This is a genomic window from Micromonospora sp. CA-263727, assembly GCF_050942455.1.
Taxonomy (GTDB): Bacteria; Actinomycetota; Actinomycetes; order Mycobacteriales; family Micromonosporaceae; genus Micromonospora.
Map to the genome: position 1 here is coordinate 6,841,323 of NZ_CP192031.1, position 22,070 is coordinate 6,863,392.

9 protein-coding genes and 3 rRNA genes are annotated in these 22,070 nt (G+C 69.4%); 4 read left to right on the forward strand and 8 right to left on the reverse strand.

The features are described from left to right. Positions 1–67: 67 nt before the first annotated feature. The 3 genes from ACQPYA_RS30195 to ACQPYA_RS30205 are packed head-to-tail and all read right to left on the reverse strand — an operon-like array spanning position 68 to position 6,815. On the reverse strand, positions 68–889 hold the full coding sequence (locus ACQPYA_RS30195; RefSeq protein ID WP_433530387.1) for a class I SAM-dependent methyltransferase: 822 nt from the start codon (positions 887–889) through the stop codon (positions 68–70). Continuing rightward, positions 886–5,151: an alpha-(1->3)-arabinofuranosyltransferase gene (locus ACQPYA_RS30200; RefSeq protein WP_433530388.1), complete on the reverse strand. Its 4,266-nt coding sequence runs from the start codon at positions 5,149–5,151 to the stop codon at positions 886–888. Before ACQPYA_RS30200 ends, ACQPYA_RS30195 begins: the two co-directional genes overlap by 4 nt. Next, positions 5,148–6,815 (reverse strand): substrate-binding and VWA domain-containing protein, encoded by a 1,668-nt coding sequence (locus ACQPYA_RS30205; protein WP_433530389.1) that lies wholly within the window; start codon positions 6,813–6,815, stop codon positions 5,148–5,150. The genes ACQPYA_RS30200 and ACQPYA_RS30205 overlap by 4 nt, the downstream gene beginning before the upstream one ends. 260 nt (positions 6,816–7,075) lie before the next feature. Between ACQPYA_RS30205 and ACQPYA_RS30210 the strand changes: the two genes are divergently transcribed. Continuing rightward, on the forward strand, positions 7,076–8,236 hold the full coding sequence (locus ACQPYA_RS30210) for a glycosyltransferase family 4 protein (RefSeq protein WP_433530390.1): 1,161 nt from the start codon (positions 7,076–7,078) through the stop codon (positions 8,234–8,236). 63 nt (positions 8,237–8,299) lie between these two features. Here the strand turns inward: ACQPYA_RS30210 and ACQPYA_RS30215 are convergent, their stop codons facing one another. Further along, positions 8,300–8,461: a hypothetical protein gene (locus ACQPYA_RS30215; protein ID WP_158566423.1), complete on the reverse strand. Its 162-nt coding sequence runs from the start codon at positions 8,459–8,461 to the stop codon at positions 8,300–8,302. Further along, complete coding sequence (locus tag ACQPYA_RS30220; protein WP_433530391.1) at positions 8,458–10,203, reverse strand: hypothetical protein; 1,746 nt, start codon at positions 10,201–10,203, stop codon at positions 8,458–8,460. Before ACQPYA_RS30220 ends, ACQPYA_RS30215 begins: the two co-directional genes overlap by 4 nt. A 148-nt stretch (positions 10,204–10,351) precedes the next feature. On the opposite strand from ACQPYA_RS30220, the gene ACQPYA_RS30225 reads away from it, so the two are divergent. From ACQPYA_RS30225 to ACQPYA_RS30235, 3 genes are all read left to right on the forward strand, one after another. Next, positions 10,352–12,670 (forward strand): hypothetical protein, encoded by a 2,319-nt coding sequence (locus ACQPYA_RS30225; protein WP_433530392.1) that lies wholly within the window; start codon positions 10,352–10,354, stop codon positions 12,668–12,670. Positions 12,671–12,678: 8 nt separating this feature from the next. Further along, on the forward strand, positions 12,679–13,992 hold the full coding sequence (locus ACQPYA_RS30230) for a polysaccharide biosynthesis protein (protein ID WP_433530393.1): 1,314 nt from the start codon (positions 12,679–12,681) through the stop codon (positions 13,990–13,992). 158 nt (positions 13,993–14,150) lie between these two features. Continuing rightward, positions 14,151–15,965 carry a VanW family protein gene (locus ACQPYA_RS30235; RefSeq protein WP_433530394.1) on the forward strand — a complete coding sequence of 605 codons (1,815 nt, stop codon included), beginning with the start codon at positions 14,151–14,153 and terminating at the stop codon, positions 15,963–15,965. 304 nt (positions 15,966–16,269) lie between these two features. Here ACQPYA_RS30235 and rrf read toward each other — a convergent pair. The 3 genes from rrf to ACQPYA_RS30250 form a co-directional block, all read right to left on the reverse strand. Next, positions 16,270–16,386: ribosomal RNA gene (gene rrf / locus ACQPYA_RS30240) — 5S ribosomal RNA — on the reverse strand. A 97-nt stretch (positions 16,387–16,483) separates the two neighbouring features. Then, a 23S ribosomal RNA gene (locus tag ACQPYA_RS30245) occupies positions 16,484–19,598 on the reverse strand. A 382-nt stretch (positions 19,599–19,980) separates the two neighbouring features. After that, positions 19,981–21,496, reverse strand: a 16S ribosomal RNA gene (locus tag ACQPYA_RS30250). The 16S, 23S and 5S rRNA genes sit together here, the layout of an rRNA operon. Positions 21,497–22,070: the final 574 nt, after the last annotated feature.

Genomic DNA, 22,070 nt, shown 5'->3' on the forward strand with positions numbered 1-22,070 from the left:
TTGCCTCCCTGAGGAGCTCATTTTCGTCGATATCGATCGGTGGGATGGCCGCGAGGTTACTACCTGGTCACATAGCAACGCGACCCCCGGTCAGCTCTGATTTCTCCACCGCGTCGGACTGTCGCCCGGCGGTCCGACGCAGTACGAGCACGAAGTTCCAGGCCACGACTTCGCGGACGCCGGGAACCCGGATCACCCACCGGGCCCACCACGGGTGGTAACGCGGCAACGCGTCCACCACCTCGATGTCGCCGTTGCCCCGCGCCCAGCGCAACGTGTCGGCGATCGAGACCGGAAAAAGCGTCTCGCCGAACCGGTTCTTCGGCGGTCGCCCCATCCGTCGCTCGTAGCGACGCCGAGCCCGGTGCCCGCCGAGGTAGTGCCACGGCGCGGTCTCGTGCCCGCCCCACGGCGACAGCCACGGGGTGTACGACACGAAGAGCAACCCGCCCGGCCGGGTCACCCGCACCATCTCGTCGAGCATCCGGGGTGGTTCGGCGACGTGTTCCACCACGTTGGACGAGAACGCCACATCCACGCTGCCGCTGCGCACCGGCAGCGCCGTACCGCTGCCCCGCAGCATGCCGGCCACCGAATCGCCGCCCGCGGAGAAGTCACCCACGTCGGGGTCCAGCCCGACGTAATGGGCGCCGGCCGCGCGGAAGGCCGCCGCGAAGTATCCCGGCCCGCCGCCGACGTCGAGCACCGTACGACCGGCCAGCTCGGTGTAGCCGGCGACCTGGCGTACCGAGTCGACGGCCAACAGTCCGTAGAAGCGATCCGGGTCGGTCTGCTCGACCAGGAACGCGCGGAACAGGGTCACCGAGCGGCGCAGGGTCGCGAAGCGACGACGCGCCGCCCGAAGTGTCCGGTCGTCCGCTGCCGTCACCGCGCCACCGTCCCGTCTCCGCCCTCGTCCCGACCGCCGGCCGGCGGCGACCCACCGGGTGTGCCCGGCGTCACATCATCCGGGATGGGCGGATCGGGCCGCACACCGGGGACCGGTACCACCGCCGCGACCACCGCGCCGATCGCGACCAGCATCGCCGCCTGCACCCAGCTGCCGTACGCCCAGTCCTGCCCGTGCCCCTGCAACCGACCGGCCACCGAGATCCCGGTGGCCACGCTCAGCCCGCCCAGCACCACCACCGGCAGGGCCCGCACGGCCAACTGCCGCAGCAGCATCGCGGCCAGCACGATGGCCACCGGAAGCACCCCGCCCAGCGCGGCGAGCAGCACCACCAGCAGCGCCCCGATCGCCCACGCCGGAGCCTCGGCCGGGATCGCACCCGCCCCGCCCGGGTCCAGCACCGCCCGGCGGCGCACCGGCCAGGCGGCCAGCACCAGCACCCCGAGCGCGGTCAGCGCACCGGCCAGCAGGCCGCCCTGGTACGCCCGGTCGGGTGCGAAGGCGAGGCGGATCTCACCGCCGGCACCCGCTGGCAACAGCCACGCCTGCTGCCAGCCGTCCACTCGGGTGGCGGCCAGCAGCTCGCCGTCCAGGGTGGCTGTCCACCCGGCATTCGCGTTCTCCGGCACCACCAGCAACGCCCGCCCGCCGGCCGCGACCCGCACCGTGCGCTCGGTCGACGCCCAGTCCAGCACCGTGACCTCGCGGTGCCGGGGCGCGGCGGAACCGGCGTCGTCCGGCCGTAGTGCCGCGTCCTGCACGACGAAACCCGCCGAGGGGATGGTCGCCAGCCGGTGTCCGCCCGCCGGCAGGTCCAGCACCGCACCGTCGTCGCCGCAGATCCGGACCGGCACCGGCCGCCCGGCCAGCACGTCGGCGAGGGTGGCGCTGACCGAGGTCTGGTAGCGGAAACCGTCCAGCTCGACGGCCGGTCCGTCGCCACACCGTTCGACCACCCGGGTGTCGGCGTCGATCGGGTTCAGCAGTTTCGCCAGCGCCGGGATCTGCACCTCCGCGATGCCCGCGGTGGCGGGCCAGCCGTTGCCGCGGTGATCGGCCACCCGGTGCTCGGTCTCCCGCACCACGATCTCGATCCGGTCGGTACGCACCGCCGGGAAGCGGACCCACCCGTCCGCGCCCACCGACGCCACCACCTCGCGGCCCGGCGTGTGGATCTCGACCTGTTCGGGCAGCGAACCGATCGGTGACTGCGCGCCGCGCAGCCGCAGTCGATCGATCCGGTGCTGGCCCGACCAGCTCAGCCGCAGGGTGGGCCGCAGGTCGCCGGTGTCGGCGAGCCAGGCCGTGCCCGGGTCGCCGTCGATCGCCGCGTACCCGGCCACCGCGGGATCCCCGGTCAGGTACGACGAGGCGGTCGCCGTCACATCCGTGGCGGCCAGCCTCACCTCGCCGCCCGGCCGGGGCACCGCGCGCAGCTCCATCCGGTACGTGCCGGCGACCGGATTGCGGAACAGCCGGTCCAGCCCCAGCGGCTCCTCACCGACCCGGGCCAGGAACCGGTCGCAGCGGATCACCGTGTCGGCCGCCCGCACCGGCGCTCCGGTCCCTCCCGAACCGCCCGTCGCGATGCGGTCCGCCCCGGCCGCCGGGGTCGGGTAGCACGCCGGCCGGGCGGCCGGTGCGCGGCTGAACACCCAGTTGGCCGGGGTGGAGAGGTCCGGGGGCAGATCGGTCGGAGCGCGCAGCGCCCGGCGCGGCTCGGTGTCCGGAATGGACAGCTCACGGACGCCGACGCTGCCGTCGAGCCGGCCGCCGGCCACCGCCAGCACGGTCACCCGAACCTTGCTGGTCGGCCCCGGCAGCGTGTAGTACGAGTGGCCGCCCAGCGTGTCGGCGACCTCGTGGTCCACCGAGCCCCGGTCGGTGGTGAGCCGGAACCGGGTCACCGGCCAGCCCACCGCGAGGTCACCGACGAAGGCGAGACGCACGCTCTCCACCTGGCGCGGGGTGTCCAGGTCCACCTGGAGCCACTGCCCGACCGGCCCGATCAGCGGGGCCGAGTGCCAGGCGGTGGCGTAGTCGCCATCGATGGCGGCGAACGGCAGGCGCGACGGGTCGGCCGGGCCGAGGGTGTCCACGTAGCTCACCGACGAGGACGCGGTCACCTGGCGTACGCCCTGGTAGGTCGCGGTGGTCTGGTGTTGCTCGCCGGGGAAGGGCAGCAGGTCGAGGGCGACCCGGCCCTGCCGTCCGGACTCGTTCGCGGTCAACGTCTGGGAGAGGTTGTCCCGGACCCGCCCGATGTCCCGCTCCCGGCGGCGCAGCCCGTCCGTGACGATCCACTCCTCGCCGGTCGCGTCCAAGGAGTCGTCCCGGTCGCCGGCGAGCACCACCGGCCGGTCCCGTTCCACCACACCCTGCTCCAGCAGGGGCAGCAGCGACTCCGGGCCGCCGCTGACCGTGGGCACGTCGGCGGTGAGCACCGCCGAGGCCGCCGGCACCGGGCGCTGCACCTCGTACACCTCGATCGCCGGCAGCGCGTCGGTGCCGCCGTCCACGGGGCTGCCGAACGCCCGCCACGGGGCGTCGGTGGTGCCGAAGGTGACCACCCGGGCAATGCCCGGCGAGTCGGCCAGGGCACGGCGCAGCACGGCCACCGGTGGCGCGTCCACCTGCGTCCGGTCGATGTCGTTGCGCAGCAGCAGATGCCGGAAGCCGGAGCGGGCCAGCAGGTCGGCCAGGCCGGTGGAGCCCCGGCCGGTGGCCAGCAACTGCTCGACGGTGTCCAGCATCCGGGTGTTGCCGGCCGAGCCGAGCGGGATCTGGTTGCGGACCGCCCAGGGCGCGCCGGCCAGGGCCTGCAACGGCTCGTCGACCGTGCGCCCCCACTCGTACTGGCCGAAGCCGGAACCGGGCACCACCAGCGTGCGGGCCAGCGCGTCGCGCTCGGCCAGCCAGGTCGCCGCGGACCGCCAGTGCGGCGGCAGGTCCGACCAGCCCGGGCCGGGACGCAGCAGGCCCAGCCAGGCCGGCGCGGCGGCACCCAGCACGAGCAGCAACACCGGCACGAAGACCAGCGGGCGCAGCCGGATCCCGGGCCGGCGTCGGGCCATCGCGTGCTGCATCCGGGTGGCCACCGCGTCGACGCCGTGCGCGAAGCCGAGCATCAGCGGCAGCCGCAGCACCGGGTCGAGCTTGTGCACGTTGCGCAGCGGGGCCAACGGGCCGTCCAGCAGGCTGCGGACCAGTTCCGAGATCGGGCTGTCGACCGCGCCGACGTAGCCGATGGTGAGCAGGGTCAGCCCGGTCAGGAAGCCGGCCACCAGGAACCGCCGCTCGGGCAGCAGGTTGCCGGCCAGCCCGGCCAGGCCGATCAGCGCCACCACCGCGGTGAGCGCCATCAGCGCGGGGTGGTCGATCAGCAGCCAGCCCGCCGGCCACCAGGGCTCGCCCTGCACGATGTACGCCACCCACTGGTTGGTGCCGCGGACCGCCTGGAACAGCGAGGCCACCGCGGTGGTCGTGGTGGACGACTCGATGTAGTCCAGGAAGGGCAGGCTGTACTGGCCGAGCAGCAGCAGCGGCACGATCCACCAGAGGCTGACCCCGGCCACGCAGACGCACCACCAGGCGACCAGCCGCCGGTGCTGCGCATCCCAACGCCGGGTGAGCAGCCAGACGGCGGGCAGCAGCAGGGCCATCAGCACCACCGCCGCGTTGATCCCGCCCATCCCGAGCACCGCCAGCGCGGAGAGCGCCGCGGCCCGCCGGGGGGAGCCGATCCGGCAAACGGTGACCAGCGGCAGCAGCACCCAGGGCAGCATCGCGGCGGCGAGCGTCTCCGAGGAGAGCACGCCGATCTCGGTGAGGATCCGGGGGGCCAGCGCATAGCCGAGCGCCGCCGCGTACCGGGTCGGTTCGGTGCCGATGTTCAGCGCCCGGGCCAGCCGCAGCAGCCCGTAGAACGCGGCCACGAGCAACAGCGCCGTCCAGAGCCGCTGGGTGATCCAGGGCGGCACGCCGAGCGACTGGCCGGCGGCGAAGAACGGCCCCATCGGGAACAGGTAGCCGTACGCCTGGTTCTGTAGCTCCCCCGAGGTGGCCTCCGGATTCCACAGGTGCAGCGCCCGGGCCAGGAAGTGGATCGGGTTGGCGGCCAGGTCGAGTTTGGTGTCGAAGGTGACCTGACCGGGCCGCTGCCCGAAGGCGATCGCGGTGAGCAGCAGCACCGACAGCGTGGTGCCGGGCGACCGGCGCAGCCGCGCGAGCACCCGGCTCACCGGCGGCACTCCGGGGGCAGGCAGCTCAGGTCGGCCAGCGCGGAGAAGAAGATGCCGCGCATCCCGCCGGGCTGCGCGGTGACGAACACCCGTCCGCCGGTGACCTTCGCGATCGCCTCCAACTCCTCGGGGTCGATCTCCCCGCCCAGGCCGATGAAGATGATCGGCAACGGGCGGCGTGGCTCCTGCAACCGCTTGAGTTCGGCGAGGAAGGCGGCCCGGCCGATGCCGTCGTCGTCCTGGTTACGTCCGTCGGTCATCACCAGCACCAGGTTGATCCGCCCGGGCGTCCAGTTGCGCCGCGCGTCGCGGTACGCGGCCAGCGTGCTGTCGTACAGACCGGTGCCGCCCTGCGGCTTGACCCGGACGCCGGCGAGCACCTCGGCCAGCCGCTCCCGTTGGGCGCCCAACGGGCCCACCGGCAGGATCTCGCGGTGGTCCCGGTCCCCGTCGACCTTCGTGGAGAAGACCCAGATGCCGAGTTCACTGTTGTCGAGCAGCAGCGCCGCGCCCTCCTGGGCGGCCCGGACGGTGGCGTCGAGCCGGGTTCCACCGCCGGGCACCTCGGCGGCCATCGAGCCCGAGATGTCCAGCAGGGTGAGGATCCGGGCGCTGCGCTGCACGCCGCTCCAGCCGGTCAGCACGTCGGTGACCGTCTCCTCGACCGGCAGCGGCACCGGCGGGCGTTCCTCCACCTGCAACCGGTCGTCGCCCGGCATGGCCGGCGGGAACCCCGACGCGGTCCGGAATCCGTAGCCGCTGAACACGTCGCGGGCGGCACCGGCGAGCAGCTGGGCGAGGAAGTCCGCGGCGGCGTCCCGGGCCCGTCCCTGCGCGGCGGGCAGCACCACGTACGGCAGGTCGAGCCAGGGGACGGCAACCTCCGGGTAGGCCGCGACCAGCTTGCCGGAACCGGCCAACGCGTTGTGTTCGAGCACGGCCTGCTCGCTGGCGGCGACCACGTCGACGCCGCCGGGCAGGGCACGGCCCGGGGTGAGCGGGCTGGCGTCCCCGGCCGGACTGAACGTCCGCGCGGCGAGACGGCGTAGCGTCGCCGCCACGGTCGCGGCCGAGTCCCGGTTCCCGTCGGCCAGCAGCCGGACGCCGAGCAGCGCGCCGACCCCGGTCGGATCGACGGCCGGGTCGGGGAGTCCGACCTGGACCGCCCGTGCCCGGGTGCCGACCAGCGATTTCCAGGTCAGCGGCTGGGCCGGCCAGCCCGTACGGCGGGCGACCCGATCGGTCACCGCCAACACCACCGGAGTGCTCGCCACCGACGTGCCCTGAGCGGGGACCTCGAACGCGCCCACGGTCCGGGCCCGACGCAGCCAGAAGGTCGACTCCGGCACCCAGGCGTCCGCGACGTCGCCGCCGTCGGCGAGTTCCCGAGCCACCTCGGCCGACCGGCGGGCCTGCACGTCGACCGACACGCACGGTTGGCGGCCCGCGTTCGCCCGCGCGATGCGGTCGAGCGCGGGCGCGATCACCGGAGCCGCCGCCACCCGCAGCCGGACCTGCTCGACGCAGGTCGGGGTGCCCCGGTCAGCCCGCACGTACGCCACCGCCGCCCAACCGGCCAGCAACAGTGCCAGCGCGGCGCTGAGCAGCACCACCGGCGAACGGCGGGACAGGGCGCGCGTCGGCGCGGGACGGTCGGCCTCCACCGCCGCCTCACCTCCTCGTCACCCCTGCGGACGACGTCTCCACCGCAGGTCAAACCCGCGCCGCGACGAGATCGGAACTCCGGGCACCGGCCATCGCGGGCAGTTGCGCTGCACACCCTGCCAAGGTTTCCGCCCGCCGGCAAACCCCCGATCGGCGACCCGTTATCGGATCGCCGCCGCCGAATCTGCCCATTGCGCTGCCGGGCCGGACCGCCCTAGGGTGGCGCGATCGTGCTCACTTACTCACCGGTAGGAGCAGCGTGGACAACTTCGGCACCCCCTCCCGCCACGTCCTGTTCCTCAACTGGCGCGACACCACCAACCCCGAGGGTGGCGGTTCTGAGGTCTACCTGGAACGGATCGCCGCCGAGCTGGTGACCGCTGGTCACCGGGTGACTCTGCTCTGTGCCGCGCACGAAAATGCCGGCCCGGCCGACACCACCGACTCCGGCGTACGCGTGCTGCGCCGTGGCTCGCGGATGACCGTCTACCTCCGCGCGGCGTTGACCTGCCTCGCCGGCCGGTTCGGCCTGGGCCCGCTGAGCCGGCGCGGTCTCGGCCGCCCGGACCTGGTCGTGGACGTCTGCAACGGCGTGCCGTTCTTCGCCCCGCTCTACGCCGGACGGCCGGTCATCGCGCTGGTGCACCACGTGCACCGGGAACAGTGGCCGGTGGTGTTCGGCCCGTGGATGTGCCGGCTGGGCTGGTGGATCGAATCGTGGCTGGCGGTGCGGCTGTACCGGCGGTGCCGCTACGTCACCGTCTCCGAGGCGAGCCGGGCCGAGCTGACCACGTTGGGCGTGGACGCCGAGCGGATCGACGTGATACCCAACGGCACCTCTCCGGTTACCGGCCCGGCGCTGCCCCGTACGCCCCATCCGTCGCTGCTGGTGCTCGGCCGGCTGGTACCACACAAGCGGGTGGAGATCGCCCTGCGGACGGTCGCCGAACTCGCCGGGGAACTGCCCGAACTGGAGCTGGTGGTGGCCGGGCAGGGCTGGTGGGAGGAGCCGCTGCGCGCGCTGTGCGGCTCGCTCGGGATCACCGACCGGATCCGGTTCGCCGGCTTCGTCAGCGAGGCGGAGAAACACGCCCTGCTCTGCTCGGCCTGGTTGGCGCTCACCCCGTCGGTCAAGGAGGGCTGGGGCCTGACCATCGTGGAGGCCGCGGCGCGCAGCACCCCGACGGTGGCGTTCCGCTACGCCGGTGGGGTTGCCGAGGCGATGATCGACACCGAGACCGGCCTGCTGGTCGACGACGAGCCGGAGTTCACCGCGGTGGTCCGGGAGCTGCTCGCCGACGACGTGCGGCGCAAGGCGATGGGGGAGGCCGCGCTGGCCCACGCGGCCCGGTTCACCTGGGCCGCGACCGGCGCCCGGTTCGCGCAGCTGGTGGCCCGGACGACCGCCCGCGCCAGCTGACGCGTCGACGCCGGACACGATGATGGGCACCCGCGGGTCGCGGGTGCCCATCGTCTTTCGACGTCAGCGCGTGCCGTACAGCGGGGCCTCGGTCTGCTCGCTCACCTTGGAGTTTGCGGCCTCCTTGGCGGACGGGCTGAGCACGTTCGCCAGACCGACGCTGCCGAGCATGCCGAGCACGATCCCGAGTACCCCGACGGCGACGAACGCGGGCAGGTTCCTCATCCACCTTCTCCTTCCGCGGGACTCGCGTGCCGGGACGCTACCACGCGGTAGCACCATCGCGCAGTGCCTGAAAAACCGATGGCCAGCACCACCGTTCCGGCCAGCAGGTGGGCGAGGCCCACCGGTCCGGGCCGGACCGGCGCAGATGGCGGCGTCCACGCCGGATTCTCGTACAGGGTCAGCTCACCTCCTGCGTAGACCAGGCGCAGGCCGGCCAGCGTCGTGGGATCCAGCGCCGGGCCGGCGGCCCGCTGCACCAGCACCCACCGGGGGCCGGCCGCCGCCACCGGCTGACCTGTGGCGAGCAGCGTGCGCAGCCGGGCGGCCCGGGGATCCTCCCCGGCGACCGCGGTGCCATCCACCCGCAACGTGTCGTCGATCAGCACCGGCACGCCGAGGTACCGGGGCGCGGGATCGATCACCACCCGGCCGTCGTTCCAGCCGTAGCTCTGGTACTCCTGAAACGGCAGCGAGACGACCTCACCTGGCCGCTCGTCGACCAGGCGGGCCACGATCGCCCAGTCCGCCGGCCAGGCCACCGGGCGGAGCCGCCCGACGCCGCCGAAGGCCAAGTCCGGCAGGACTGCCACCGGCAGCAACGCCGCGCCGACCAGCAACACCCGCCCGGTGGCCGCGTCGAACCGGGCCGCCAGCAGCCCGGCAAGCCGCTCCGCCCCCAGTGCCAGGGCGACCGCCAGGGCCAGGGCGTACGGCACCAGCAGCTTCTGCCCGTCGCGGAGCAGCCCGGCACCGGGCACGTCGGCGACCAGCCAGCCCAGCAGGGCCGCGCCACCGGGGAGCACGCCGAGCGCCGCCGCCAGCCACGACCCGACCGCCAGCAGGGCGAGCCGGCCGACCACCGGTCCCGGCCACCGACGCCGCAGCAGCGGGATCCCGAATCCGGCGACCGCCAGCACCAGCACGGTCGCCAGTGGCACCAGCCACCCGGCCCGGGACGCCGGGGTGGCCTGCCCGTTCCAGATGCCGCCGGTACCGGCGAGCGCCACCAGCGGACCGGCCCAGTTCTCCGCGCGAGCCGCGAAGACCGCCACTGCGTCCGGGTCGGACCGGCCGTCACCCTGTCTGGTGAACCCGGCCACCAACCACGGCGCGTTCAGCAGCACCGTGACGCCGAGCCCGACCGGCACCGCGCGGGCCGCACCCGGATATCGCCCCGCCACCAGCACCGTCACCACGACCAGCGCGAGCAGCCCGCCGGTCGGCGTGATCGCCGAGGCCGCCGCGGCCAGCAGCAGCCGGCGCAGGGCGGCACGCTCGCCCGCCCGTACCCCGATCGCCGCCCGCACCAGCCAGGGCAACGCGGCGTACGCGACCAGCAGCCCCCACTGCCCGATCAGCAGCCGCTCGGCCAGGTACGGCGTCCAGGCGTACCCGAGCGCGGCAACCGCCCGCACGGCCACCCGCTCGGTCGGCACCAGCCGGGCAGCACCGAGCGCGGCCAGGTAGAGGATCGCCACCAGGACCAGCCGTTGCAGCAGCCACCCCGGGACCACCTGATTGGCCAGCGCCACCACCGCGTCCTGCGGAACGGCCCGGGGCAGCGCCGTGGCCGGCGCGATCACCTCCCAGCTCAGCTTCTGCCGGGGCACGAAGACCATGTCGTAGCGCAGCACGTACCCGGGCAGGGCCAGCGGCGCGAGCACCACCGCCGTCACCGCGGCGGCCACCGCGTGCGGCATCAGGGCGTGTCTCCGGGAGACCTGCCCTGACCGTTCCCGCATCCGTCGACCTCACCACTGCCCGGGCGCGGCGACCGGCCGCGCTGGTGGCGGCCACTGTACGCGGCCGTTCACCGCCCGCTCCGCCCGCCGCCGAACCACCCGTTGACCTGATGGGAGACGCGCTGACCGGTGTGGCAGTCTTCCCGCCATGGCATCGACGGGGGCAAACAGCGCCGTGGCACCGGGCCGGGTCGGCGGCTGGCTGGCCAGCGACCGCGTCCGCGCGGCGGCGCTGGCGATGATCGCGCTGAGCGCGTTGTGGCGCGCCCAGGTGGCGTCCCGTGGCTTCCTGGCCGCCGACGACTACGTGATGGTCACCCAGGCGGCCGAGTCCGACCTGAACGTCGAACACCTTTTCACGCTCTACAACAACCACTTCATGCCCGGCGGGCGACTACTCACCTGGCTGGTCACCGAACACCTCGGCATGGCCTACTGGCCGTACGTGCTGCTCATGGCGGTCGGCCAGGCGGTCCTCGGGCTCGCCTTCCTGCGCCTGCTACGCCGGCTGCTGCGCCCGTCGGCCCTGCTGCTCCTGCCGCTCGGCGTGCTGCTGTTCAGCCCGTTGACCCTGGAGGCGACCTCCTGGTGGGCCGTCGGGGTCAACATGCTGCCGATGCAGATCGCCATGGTGCTCGCGGTCGGCGCGCAGGTCGGCTACGTGCAGACCCGACGCAGGCGGCACCTGGTGACCCTGGCCCTCTCCGTCCTGTTCGGTCTCCTCTTCTTCGAGAAGTCGATCCTGGTCGTACCCCTGGTCTTCCTGCTGACCGCCGCCCTCTACACCGAGGGTGGCCTGGTACGCAGCCTCTGGACCACGATCCGCCGCTGGTGGCCGTCCTGGCTGCTGCTGACCGCGCTCTCGCTCGGCTTCCTCGCGGCCTACCTGGGGCGTTCGGAGTCCTCGCTGCGCCGGCCGGAGTCGGCGGCCGAGGTGTTCCTGTTCCTGAAGCAGATACTCGGGTCCACCCTGGTACCGGGCCTGGTCGGCGGGCCGTGGCGGTGGTTGGGGGCCGGTGACGGCGCACCGGTCGCCGCGCCACCGGAACTCGGCACGTGGGTGGGCTGGGTCGTCGTGGTCACGTTGATCGTGGCAACCGTACGGCGTCGGCGCAGCTCCGCTCGGGTGTGGCTGCTGCTCGGGGCGTACCTGTTGATGGTGGCGGGCCTGCTGGCCGCGACCCGGCTCGGTTCGGTCTTCAGCGGGGTCGCCGGCGGCGTACCCCGGTACGTCAGCGACGTCGTCGTGGTCGCCGCGATCTGCGTCGGCGTCGCGGTGGTCGGGCTGGCCCGGACGTCCCGGGCGGCTGGCGGGATCGAGCCCTCCGCCGCCGACGAGCAGCCGGCGACGCCGCACGTCTCCCCGCCCCCGGTGGACGAGGAGACTCCCGACCGGGTCGCGCCACCGATCCCGGCGCAGCCGGCCACCCTGCCGGCGACGCCACCCATGCCGGTGCGGTCGGTACAGCCGGCCCGGGTGGTGTCGCGGCCGGGCGTCATCCACGCCGAAGCCCCCGTCGACCCGGAACCAGACCCGGAACCAGACCTAAAGACCGGCTCGGAACCCGGCCCGGAGGTCGCACCGGAGGCACCGGTGCTTCCCGACCCGGACGATGCCCCCGCTCCGGATCCGGCCGCCGGTCCACCGCCGGTCTCCGGTCCGGATTCCGAGCCGGCCCGGACATCGGATCCGGTTCTGCCCTCGCTCGCCCCCGATCGGCCGGCGTCGACCGGAGCGAGCCGGACCACGCAGGCGGGGACGGCGACGCCCGGTCCGGCCGAGCCGCCCGCACCCGGCCTGCTGCCGGAGCGCTACCGGGAAGCGGTGAACGTCGCGCTGGTGCTGGTGCTGCTGGTCGCCGGCCTGGGCACGGCCTGGACCACCTCGCGGTACAGCGACGAGTGGGCGGCGAAGGCCGGCAGGTCGTACATCGACACCGTCCGGATCGAGATGGCCAGCGCGCCGCCGGGAACGGTCTTCTTCGACGCACCGGTGCCGGACGCGGTGGTACCGAACCTCTCCTGGCCGTACAACCTCCAGTCGCGGTTCTTCCAGGCCTTCGGCACCCGTCCCACCTTCGTGGACGAGGCCGATAACGTGTCGGTCCTCGACGGACTCGGGCGTATCCAGGTGGCCACCGTGGTCGGCAGCACGATCGAGCCCGGACCGCAGGAGGGCTGCGGCTACCTGGTGACCAGTGGGCAGACCGTCCGGATGCCGCTGCACGAACCGCGCGGCGACTGGCACTGGGTGGTCCGGATCGCGTACCTGAGTTCGGCTGACGGCACGGCAACGCTGAGGTTGGGCGGCGGCACCGCCGAGTTCCCGGTCAGGAAGGGGCTGCACCAACGCTTCTTCCGGATCGTCGGAGGTGGCGAGGCGGTGGAGTTGACCGTGACCGGGGGCGAGGTCTCGCTCTGCACCAACGAGATCGCGATCGGCAATCCCGCACCCAAGCCCGAGTAGCGAGCAACATGACGCAGACGGCGGGCAGGGACGCCACGGGGGTGCGGTTCGGCGCGGCCGGCGTCGCCGTCACCGTGGCCACCCTGGTGACCAACGCACTGGCGTACGTCGTGCCGATGCTGGGCGCACGTCGGCTCAGCGCCGCCGACCTGGGCGCGCTGGCGACGGTGCTCGCGCTGGGGGCGATCGCCGCGGTGCCCGGGTTCGGCCTACAGATCGCGGTGGCCGCCCACCGTGCCCGGTGGGGTGGTGGCGGCGGGGCCGGCCGGCTGGGCCTGCGTACCGCAGCGCTCACCGCCGCGGTCGCCGTCGCCGCGGCACCGGTACTGACGATCGCCCTGCGGCTGCCGGTCGCGCTGACGCTGCTCCTCGCGGCCAGCACCTTCGCCACCGTGCTGAGCGGTCGCTGGCTCGGCGAGTTGCAGGGGGACCAACGCTTTCTGCGGCTCGCCGTCGCGATGACCGTGCTGGCCGCCGGCCGCTACGGCGGGCTGGTCCTCGGTCTCCTGCTCGGCCGGGGACCGGTCGCCTGCCTGCTGCTGGGCACGCTCACCGGCCTGCTCGCGCTGCCGCTGCTGGCCCGCCTCGCCGCACCACCAACTCCCGCATTAGCAGCGACCGCACCACCGACGACCACGCCGCCGGGCCCGGCCACCCGGCCGGCCGCCGACGCCGCCGGGCCGGCCGGGGTCACCGGGCCGACCGCCGGAGAAGAGCCGGACGCGACGGGCGTCTCACGGCAGTTGGCGGCCCGGCAGGTGATGACGGCGTGTGGCGCGACGCTGGCGATGCTCACCATCTCGTACGCGGATCTGATCCTCGCCCGCCAGCTGCTACCCGCCGCCAGCTCCGGTGCCTACGCGGTCGGTTCCGTACTGACCAAGGGTGCGCTCTGGGCCCCGCAGGTGGTCACGCTGCTGGTACTGCCCCGGCTGGCCCGGGGCGATCGCCGCGCCCGGCTGGTGGCGCTGGCGCTGATCCTGACCTGTGGGGCGGTCCTGGTCGCCGCCTCCGCCATCGGCGGCGAGTTGGCGTTCCGGCTCGTCGGTGGCGCCGACTATCTGCACCTGGCCGGCTCGGCACCGCTCTTCGCCGCCACCGGCGCCCTCTACGCGGTGGTGTTCATGCTGGTCAACGACCGGGTGGCGACGGCCGCCCGGTGGCCGGCCGCCCCGTTGTGGGTGGCCACCGCCGGCTTGGCGCTGGCCACCGCGCTGATCGCGCCACGCACCGTGACCGGTGTGCTTTCCTGCGCACTGGCCGCCGCCACCGTGACCGCGGTGGCGATGGCCTGGCTCGTGTTTCGCCCGGCCCGGCGTTGACACCCGGCGCACCAGATCACTACCGAAAGTGACCAGGCCGGGGGTTGCGGCAACTCCGTCCGCGCTCAGGCTCCCCGCCGGCCGCCGCGTTGGCTACCGTAGTTGTCTCCCGGGCTGGGGGCCCGGCTCCGCATGCGGTACGTCCCTAAGAGGTAGTTGTGACGCTGTACGGCGAAGAACGTCCGCCCGCCGACGACCGGCCCACCGTGCAGGTGGCGGCGGTCACCTGGCCCGTCGAGGAGCCGGTGCGGCCCGCTCCGGTCACGCCACCGGAGGGCAAGCGCCCCCGGTCGCGCCGGTTCCGGCTCCTGCTCGCCTCCGGGGTGGCCACAGCCGTGCTCGCCTCGGTCGGCGCGGTGGCCGTCTGGGCGTACGTCGGTGACGTGCCGCGCGGCACCAGCGTGATGGGCACCGAACTCGGCGGACGTAGCCGGACGGACGCGGCCCGCGAGTTGCGGGCGCAGCTCGAACTCCGCGCGGCGGAACTCACCGCCCCGATCCAGGTACACGTGGGAGAGCGGACGGCCGAGATCAACCCGGCCGACGTCGGTCTGACCGTCGACGTGGACGCCACCGTGGCCGCCGCAGCCGCCGCCAACGCGCACGCCATGGACCGGCTGGTCGGCTCGCGGGAGATCCAGCCCGTGGTCTCGGTCGACGTGCCGAAGCTGGAGGCCGAGCTGGAGAAGCTCGTCGGCAAGCAGGGCCGGAAGATGACGATGCCGGCCATCACCTTCTCCGGCACCACGCCGAAGGTGCGCTACCCGAAGCCGAGCCTGGCGGTCGATCCGGAGCACTCCGCCGAGGTGGTCAAGGAGGGCTGGCTGAGCGGGCAGGCGGTGACCGTGCCGCTGGTGGAGAACCACCCGGCCACCTCCGCCGAGGAGTTGGACCGGATGGTCGCCGAGTTGGCCGAGCCGGCGGTGGCCGCACCGGTCAAGCTGACCACCGACCGGGGCTCCGTGAACATCCCGCCGCAGGCGATCGCCAAGGGGCTCCGGTTCAAGGCCGACAAGGCCGGCAAGCTCACGCCCAGCGTGGACGTGAAGCAGCTGCGGGCCGCGCTCGGAAACAAGCTCGATGCCGTCGAGGTGGCGGCGAAGGACGCCCAGATGACCATCTCCGGCGGCAAGCCGAAGGTGGTGGACGGGCGCGCAGGGCAGCAGGTGGATACCAGCACGCTCGGCCGCGACCTGCTCGCCGTGCTGCCGCAGAGCGAGGGCCGTACGGTCTCCGCCAAGCTCAAGCCGATCGAGCCGAAGCTCACCGCGGAGAAGATCGCCGGCCTCGGCATCAAGGAGAAGGTCGCCTCCTTCACCACGAACTTCACCGGTGGCCTCTCCTCGCCGCGCAGCCAGAACATCGTGACGATCGCCAACGATGTGAAGGGCACCGTGGTGCTCCCCGGCGCGACCTTCTCGCTCAACGGCCACACCGGCGAGCGCGGCTACTCGCAGGGCTACCGCGACGCGCCGGTGATCCTCGACGGCAAGCTGGTGCCGGGGGTGGGTGGTGGCACCTCGCAGTTCACCACCACCCTCTTCAACGCCACCTACTACGCCGGCCTGGAGGACGTCGAGCACAAGCCGCACTCGTACTACTTCACCCGCTACCCGGCCGTCATCGAGTCGACCATCTTCTGGCCCAACCTCGACTTCAAGTTCCGCAACAACACCGAGTACGGCGTGCTGATCGACACCTCCTACACGGGCAGCTCGGTGACCGTGTCGATCTGGAGCACGAAGATCTGGGACAGCGTCAAGACCGAGTACGGCCCCCGGCGGAACATCACCTCGCCCCGGACGGTCTACCTGGAGCCGGGGCCGTCCTGCATCCCCGCCAACGGCAGTCAGGGCTTCACCCAGGACGCCTTCCGGGTCATCAAGAAGGACGGCAAGGTCGTCAAGCGGGAGAAGTTCACCTGGACCTACGACGCCGAGCCGCGCTTCATCTGCGCCAAGGAGCCTTCCTGACGTCCGTCCGTCCCCCACCAGCTTCGTCACGGCCCCGCCGGCACCACACCGGCGGGGCCGTTCCATGAGGTACGCCCAACGCCAGCGCTCACCGTGCCGTGCCCTGCCGTGGCGTGCCGCCACCCGGGTTCGTGTCTGGTGGAGACCCCATGCCTACTGGCCGCGCTACTGGCCGAATGTGGACGTGCCCCTGTGGACCGAGCAGGTCGAGGCAGGTCGAGGCATCTGGTCGGGAAATGCGGAACCCGGTTGGGAAATGCGTTGAGGGCCGCCCCCTGTAGGGGGTGGCCCTCAACGAAAGATTGTCCGGCGGTGTCCTACTCTCCCACACCCTCCCGAGTGCAGTACCATCGGCGCTGGAGGGCTTAGCTTCCGGGTTCGGAATGTGACCGGGCGTTTCCCCTCCGCCATGACCGCCGTAACCTTATCAACATATCAAACAACACCAACACCAACACACTTGTCGGGGTGTATGTTTGTTTGTCGTGAGTTACACAGTGGACGCGAGCAGAACCTTCGTGAGCAAGTCCTCGGCCTATTAGTACCGGTCAACTGAACCCGTTACCGGGCTTACATCTCCGGCCTATCAACCCAGTCGTCTAGCTGGGGGCCTTACCCCCACAAATGTGGGGTGGGATACCTCATCTTGAAGCAAGCTTCCCGCTTAGATGCTTTCAGCGGTTATCCCTTCCGAACGTAGCTAACCAGCCGTGCCCCTGGCGGGACAACTGGCACACCAGAGGTTCGTCCGTCCCGGTCCTCTCGTACTAGGGACAGCCCTTCTCAAGTATCCTACGCGCACGGCGGATAGGGACCGAACTGTCTCACGACGTTCTAAACCCAGCTCGCGTACCGCTTTAATGGGCGAACAGCCCAACCCTTGGGACCTGCTACAGCCCCAGGATGCGACGAGCCGACATCGAGGTGCCAAACCATCCCGTCGATATGGACTCTTGGGGAAGATCAGCCTGTTATCCCCGGGGTACCTTTTATCCGTTGAGCGACACCGCTTCCACACGCAAGTGCCGGATCACTAGTCCCGACTTTCGTCCCTGCTCGACCCGTCAGTCTCACAGTCAAGCCCCCTTGTGCACTTGCACTCAACACCTGATTGCCAACCAGGCTGAGGGAACCTTTGGGCGCCTCCGTTACCCTTTAGGAGGCAACCGCCCCAGTTAAACTACCCACCAGACACTGTCCCTGAACCGGATAACGGCCCGAAGTTAGATACCCGAATCAACCAGAGTGGTATTTCAAGATTGCCTCCACACATACTGGCGTATGCGCTTCACCGGCTCCCACCTATCCTACACAAGCTAACTCAGATACCAATGTCAAGCTATAGTAAAGGTCCCGGGGTCTTTCCGTCCTGCCGCGCGTAACGAGCATCTTTACTCGTACTGCAATTTCGCCGGGCCTGTGGTTGAGACAGTGGGGAAGTCGTTACGCCATTCGTGCAGGTCGGAACTTACCCGACAAGGAATTTCGCTACCTTAGGATGGTTATAGTTACCACCGCCGTTTACTGGCGCTTAAGTTCTCCGCTTCGCCCCGAAGAGCTAACAGGTCCCCTTAACGTTCCAGCACCGGGCAGGCGTCAGTCCATATACATCGAATTACTTCTTCGCATGGACCTGTGTTTTTAGTAAACAGTCGCTTCCCCCTGCTCTCTGCGGCCATACAACGCTCCACCCGCACGGGGCTTCACGTCTCCGGCCCCCCTTCTCCCTAAGTTACGGGGGCAATTTGCCGAGTTCCTTAACCACAGTTCGCCCGATCGCCTCGGTATTCTCTACCTGACCACCTGTGTCGGTTTGGGGTACGGGCCGCTCGAAACTCGCTAGAGGCTTTTCTCGGCAGCATAGGATCACTGACTTCACCTGAATCGGCTCGGCATCACGTCTCAGCCTACATGCGCCACGGATTTGCCTATGGCACGGCCTACACGCTTACCCCGGCACAACCACCGGCCGGGCTCAGCTACCTTCCTGCGTCACCCCATCGCTTGACTACTACCCGCCAGGTTCCCACGCTCCCCCAGCATGGTCCGAAGACCACACCAGGCTCGGATGGTTAGCACAACGAAGTTCATCAGGGACGCTCCTTCGCGGGTACGGGAATATCAACCCGTTGTCCATCGACTACGCCTCTCGGCCTCGCCTTAGGTCCCGACTCACCCAGGGCGGATTAACCTGGCCCTGGAACCCTTGGTCATCCGGCGGAAGGGTTTCTCACCCTTCTTTCGCTACTCATGCCTGCATTCTCACTCGTGCCGCGTCCACAACTCGATCACTCGGCTGCTTCACCCCCGGCACGACGCTCCCCTACCCACCCACACACCTGCACCAGATTCCCAAAGAAACCCGGCGAAGTACACGTGTGAGTGCCACAGCTTCGGCGGTGTACTTGAGCCCCGCTACATTGTCGGCGCGGAACCACTTGACCAGTGAGCTATTACGCACTCTTTAAAGGATGGCTGCTTCTAAGCCAACCTCCTGGTTGTCTATGCGACCCCACATCCTTTTCCACTTAGCACACGCTTAGGGGCCTTAGCTGGTGATCTGGGCTGTTTCCCTCTCGACTACGAAGCTTATCCCCCGCAGTCTCACTGCCGCGCTCTCACTTACCGGCATTCGGAGTTTGGCTGATTTCGGTAAGCTTGTAGGCCCCCTAGACCATCCAGTGCTCTACCTCCGGCAAGAAACACACGACGCTGCACCTAAATGCATTTCGGGGAGAACCAGCTATCACGGAGTTTGATTGGCCTTTCACCCCTAACCACAGGTCATCCCCCAACTTTTCAACGTTGGTGGGTTCGGCCCTCCACGCGGTCTTACCCACGCTTCAGCCTGCCCATGGCTAGATCACTCCGCTTCGGGTCTAGAACATGCGACTCAAACGCCCTCTTCAGACTCGCTTTCGCTACGGCTCCCCCACACGGGTTAACCTCGCCACATGCCACTAACTCGCAGGCTCATTCTTCAAAAGGCACGCCGTCACCCCGCAAGGCTCCGACGGATTGTAGGCGAACGGTTTCAGGTACTATTTCACTCCCCTCCCGGGGTACTTTTCACCATTCCCTCACGGTACTCGTCCGCTATCGGTCACCAGGAAGTATTTAGGCTTACCAGGTGGTCCTGGCAGATTCACGGCAGATTACAGGAGTCCGCCGCTACTCGGGAACACCCACAGAAGACCAGCTGCTTTCACCTACCGGACTATCACCGTCTACGGTCAGCCTTTCCAGACCATTCAGCTAACAACTGGCTTTATCACTCCTCCAACAGGTGTCAGCCTGTCGAGCAGGGTCCCACAACCCCGACCACGCAACCCCTGACAGGTATCACACGCAACCGGTTTAGCCTCAATCCGCTTTCGCTCGCCACTACTCACGGAATCACTATTTGTTTTCTCTTCCTACGGGTACTGAGATGTTTCACTTCCCCGCGTTCCCTCCACACACCCTATGAATTCAGGTGCAGGTGACTGGACATGACTCCAGCCGGGTTACCCCATTCGGACACCCTGGGATCACAGCTCGGTTGACAGCTCCCCCAGGCCTATCGCGGCCTCCCACGTCCTTCATCGGCTCCTGGTGCCAAGGCATCCACCGTCCGCCCTTGACAACTTGACCACAAAGATGCTCGCGTCCACTGTGCAATTCTCAACAAACAACCAACCCACAACCCACCACGTGCGACACCAAACCCGACCACCGCCGGCGGTATGCCACACCAGGCCATGCCTGGCAAACCACACCCCACCACACAGGCAGGACAATGGCACCAAAAGAAACCACCACACAGGGCTGTTCCTTCAGGACCCAACAGGGTGCTCTACATTCCCCACCCAGCCGCACCGGTCAACCGTTCCCTACCACCCCAAAGAATGGTCGTACTAGACATCCCGGCCGTTGCCAGAAGAAAACTCGCCAGTGTCTCCGCCAACGAGCACCCCGACCCGACATCCGCAGGCCGCGGGCTCCATACCAGCTTTCACTGGATGGTGCTCCTTAGAAAGGAGGTGATCCAGCCGCACCTTCCGGTACGGCTACCTTGTTACGACTTCGTCCCAATCGCCAGCCCCACCTTCGACGGCTCCCTCCACAAGGGTTGGGCCACCGGCTTCGGGTGTTGCCGACTTTCGTGACGTGACGGGCGGTGTGTACAAGGCCCGGGAACGTATTCACCGCAGCGTTGCTGATCTGCGATTACTAGCGACTCCGACTTCACGGGGTCGAGTTGCAGACCCCGATCCGAACTGAGACCGGCTTTTTGGGATTCGCTCCACCTCACGGTATCGCAGCCCATTGTACCGGCCATTGTAGCATGCGTGAAGCCCTGGACATAAGGGGCATGATGACTTGACGTCATCCCCACCTTCCTCCGAGTTGACCCCGGCAGTCTCCCATGAGTCCCCAACCGAATTGCTGGCAACATGGGACGAGGGTTGCGCTCGTTGCGGGACTTAACCCAACATCTCACGACACGAGCTGACGACAGCCATGCACCACCTGTCACCGGCCCCGAAGGACCCCACATCTCTGCAGGATTTCCGGCGATGTCAAACCCAGGTAAGGTTCTTCGCGTTGCATCGAATTAATCCGCATGCTCCGCCGCTTGTGCGGGCCCCCGTCAATTCCTTTGAGTTTTAGCCTTGCGGCCGTACTCCCCAGGCGGGGCGCTTAATGCGTTAGCTGCGGCACAGAGAACCGGAGAGGCCCCCCACACCTAGCGCCCAACGTTTACAGCGTGGACTACCAGGGTATCTAATCCTGTTCGCTCCCCACGCTTTCGCTCCTCAGCGTCAGTATCGGCCCAGAGACCCGCCTTCGCCACCGGTGTTCCTCCTGATATCTGCGCATTTCACCGCTACACCAGGAATTCCAGTCTCCCCTACCGAACTCTAGCCTGCCCGTATCGACTGCAAGCCCACAGTTGAGCTGTGGGTTTTCACAGTCGACGCGACAAGCCGCCTACGAGCTCTTTACGCCCAATAAATCCGGACAACGCTCGCGCCCTACGTCTTACCGCGGCTGCTGGCACGTAGTTGGCCGGCGCTTCTTCTGCAGGTACCGTCACTCACGCTTCGTCCCTGCTGAAAGAGGTTTACAACCCGAAGGCCGTCATCCCTCACGCGGCGTCGCTGCATCAGGCTTCCGCCCATTGTGCAATATTCCCCACTGCTGCCTCCCGTAGGAGTCTGGGCCGTGTCTCAGTCCCAGTGTGGCCGGTCGCCCTCTCAGGCCGGCTACCCGTCGTCGCCTTGGTAGGCCATCACCCCACCAACAAGCTGATAGGCCGCGAGCCCATCCCAAGCCAAAAAATCTTTCCACCACCCACCATGCGGCAGACAGTGAATATCCGGTATTAGCCCCCGTTTCCGAGGGTTATCCCAAAGCCTAGGGCAGGTTGCTCACGTGTTACTCACCCGTTCGCCGCTCGAGTACCCCAAAGGGCCTTTCCGCTCGACTTGCATGTGTTAAGCACGCCGCCAGCGTTCGTCCTGAGCCAGGATCAAACTCTCCAACAAAAACTTGGAAAACAAACCCCAGCAACAAAAAATGTCGCCAAAGAAACCCCAACCAGCCAGACCCAAAGACCCAACCAGCCAGGACAACAATCAAACTTGGCACTGGCTTATCAAGCACCCTGTTGAGTTCTCAAAGAACAACCACACACCATCAGAACACCCACAAACCGCAGGCACCCATCCGGGGCATCCCATCCACACCCACCGCATCTCGCGGTGGGCACTTTTATTACGTTACCTTACCGTCTGCCCCGTGTCAAACCGTGTGTCCCGGTCTGTCACGCTTTCAGCCAGTTCGGCACCCGCCAACCGGCGCGGCGGCGAACCACCTCGCTCGATCGTCGGATTTGGCAGGCCGGCCGCTGCGGTCTCCCGCAGGCTCGCCCGGTGCCCTGCCGGTCGTCAACCTTACCCGGTCGGTTCCGCTCCGCCAAATCCGCCCCTCGGCGATCCGGTCGAGCCCCACCCGGGGCCGCGTCCACTGAGGAACAAGTCCTCGGAGAACCCGGCACCACCGCTTCGGAGCCTCTGGACTTTCGCCCTGTTTGCCCGTTCCGCGCTGGCAGAGAGAAAG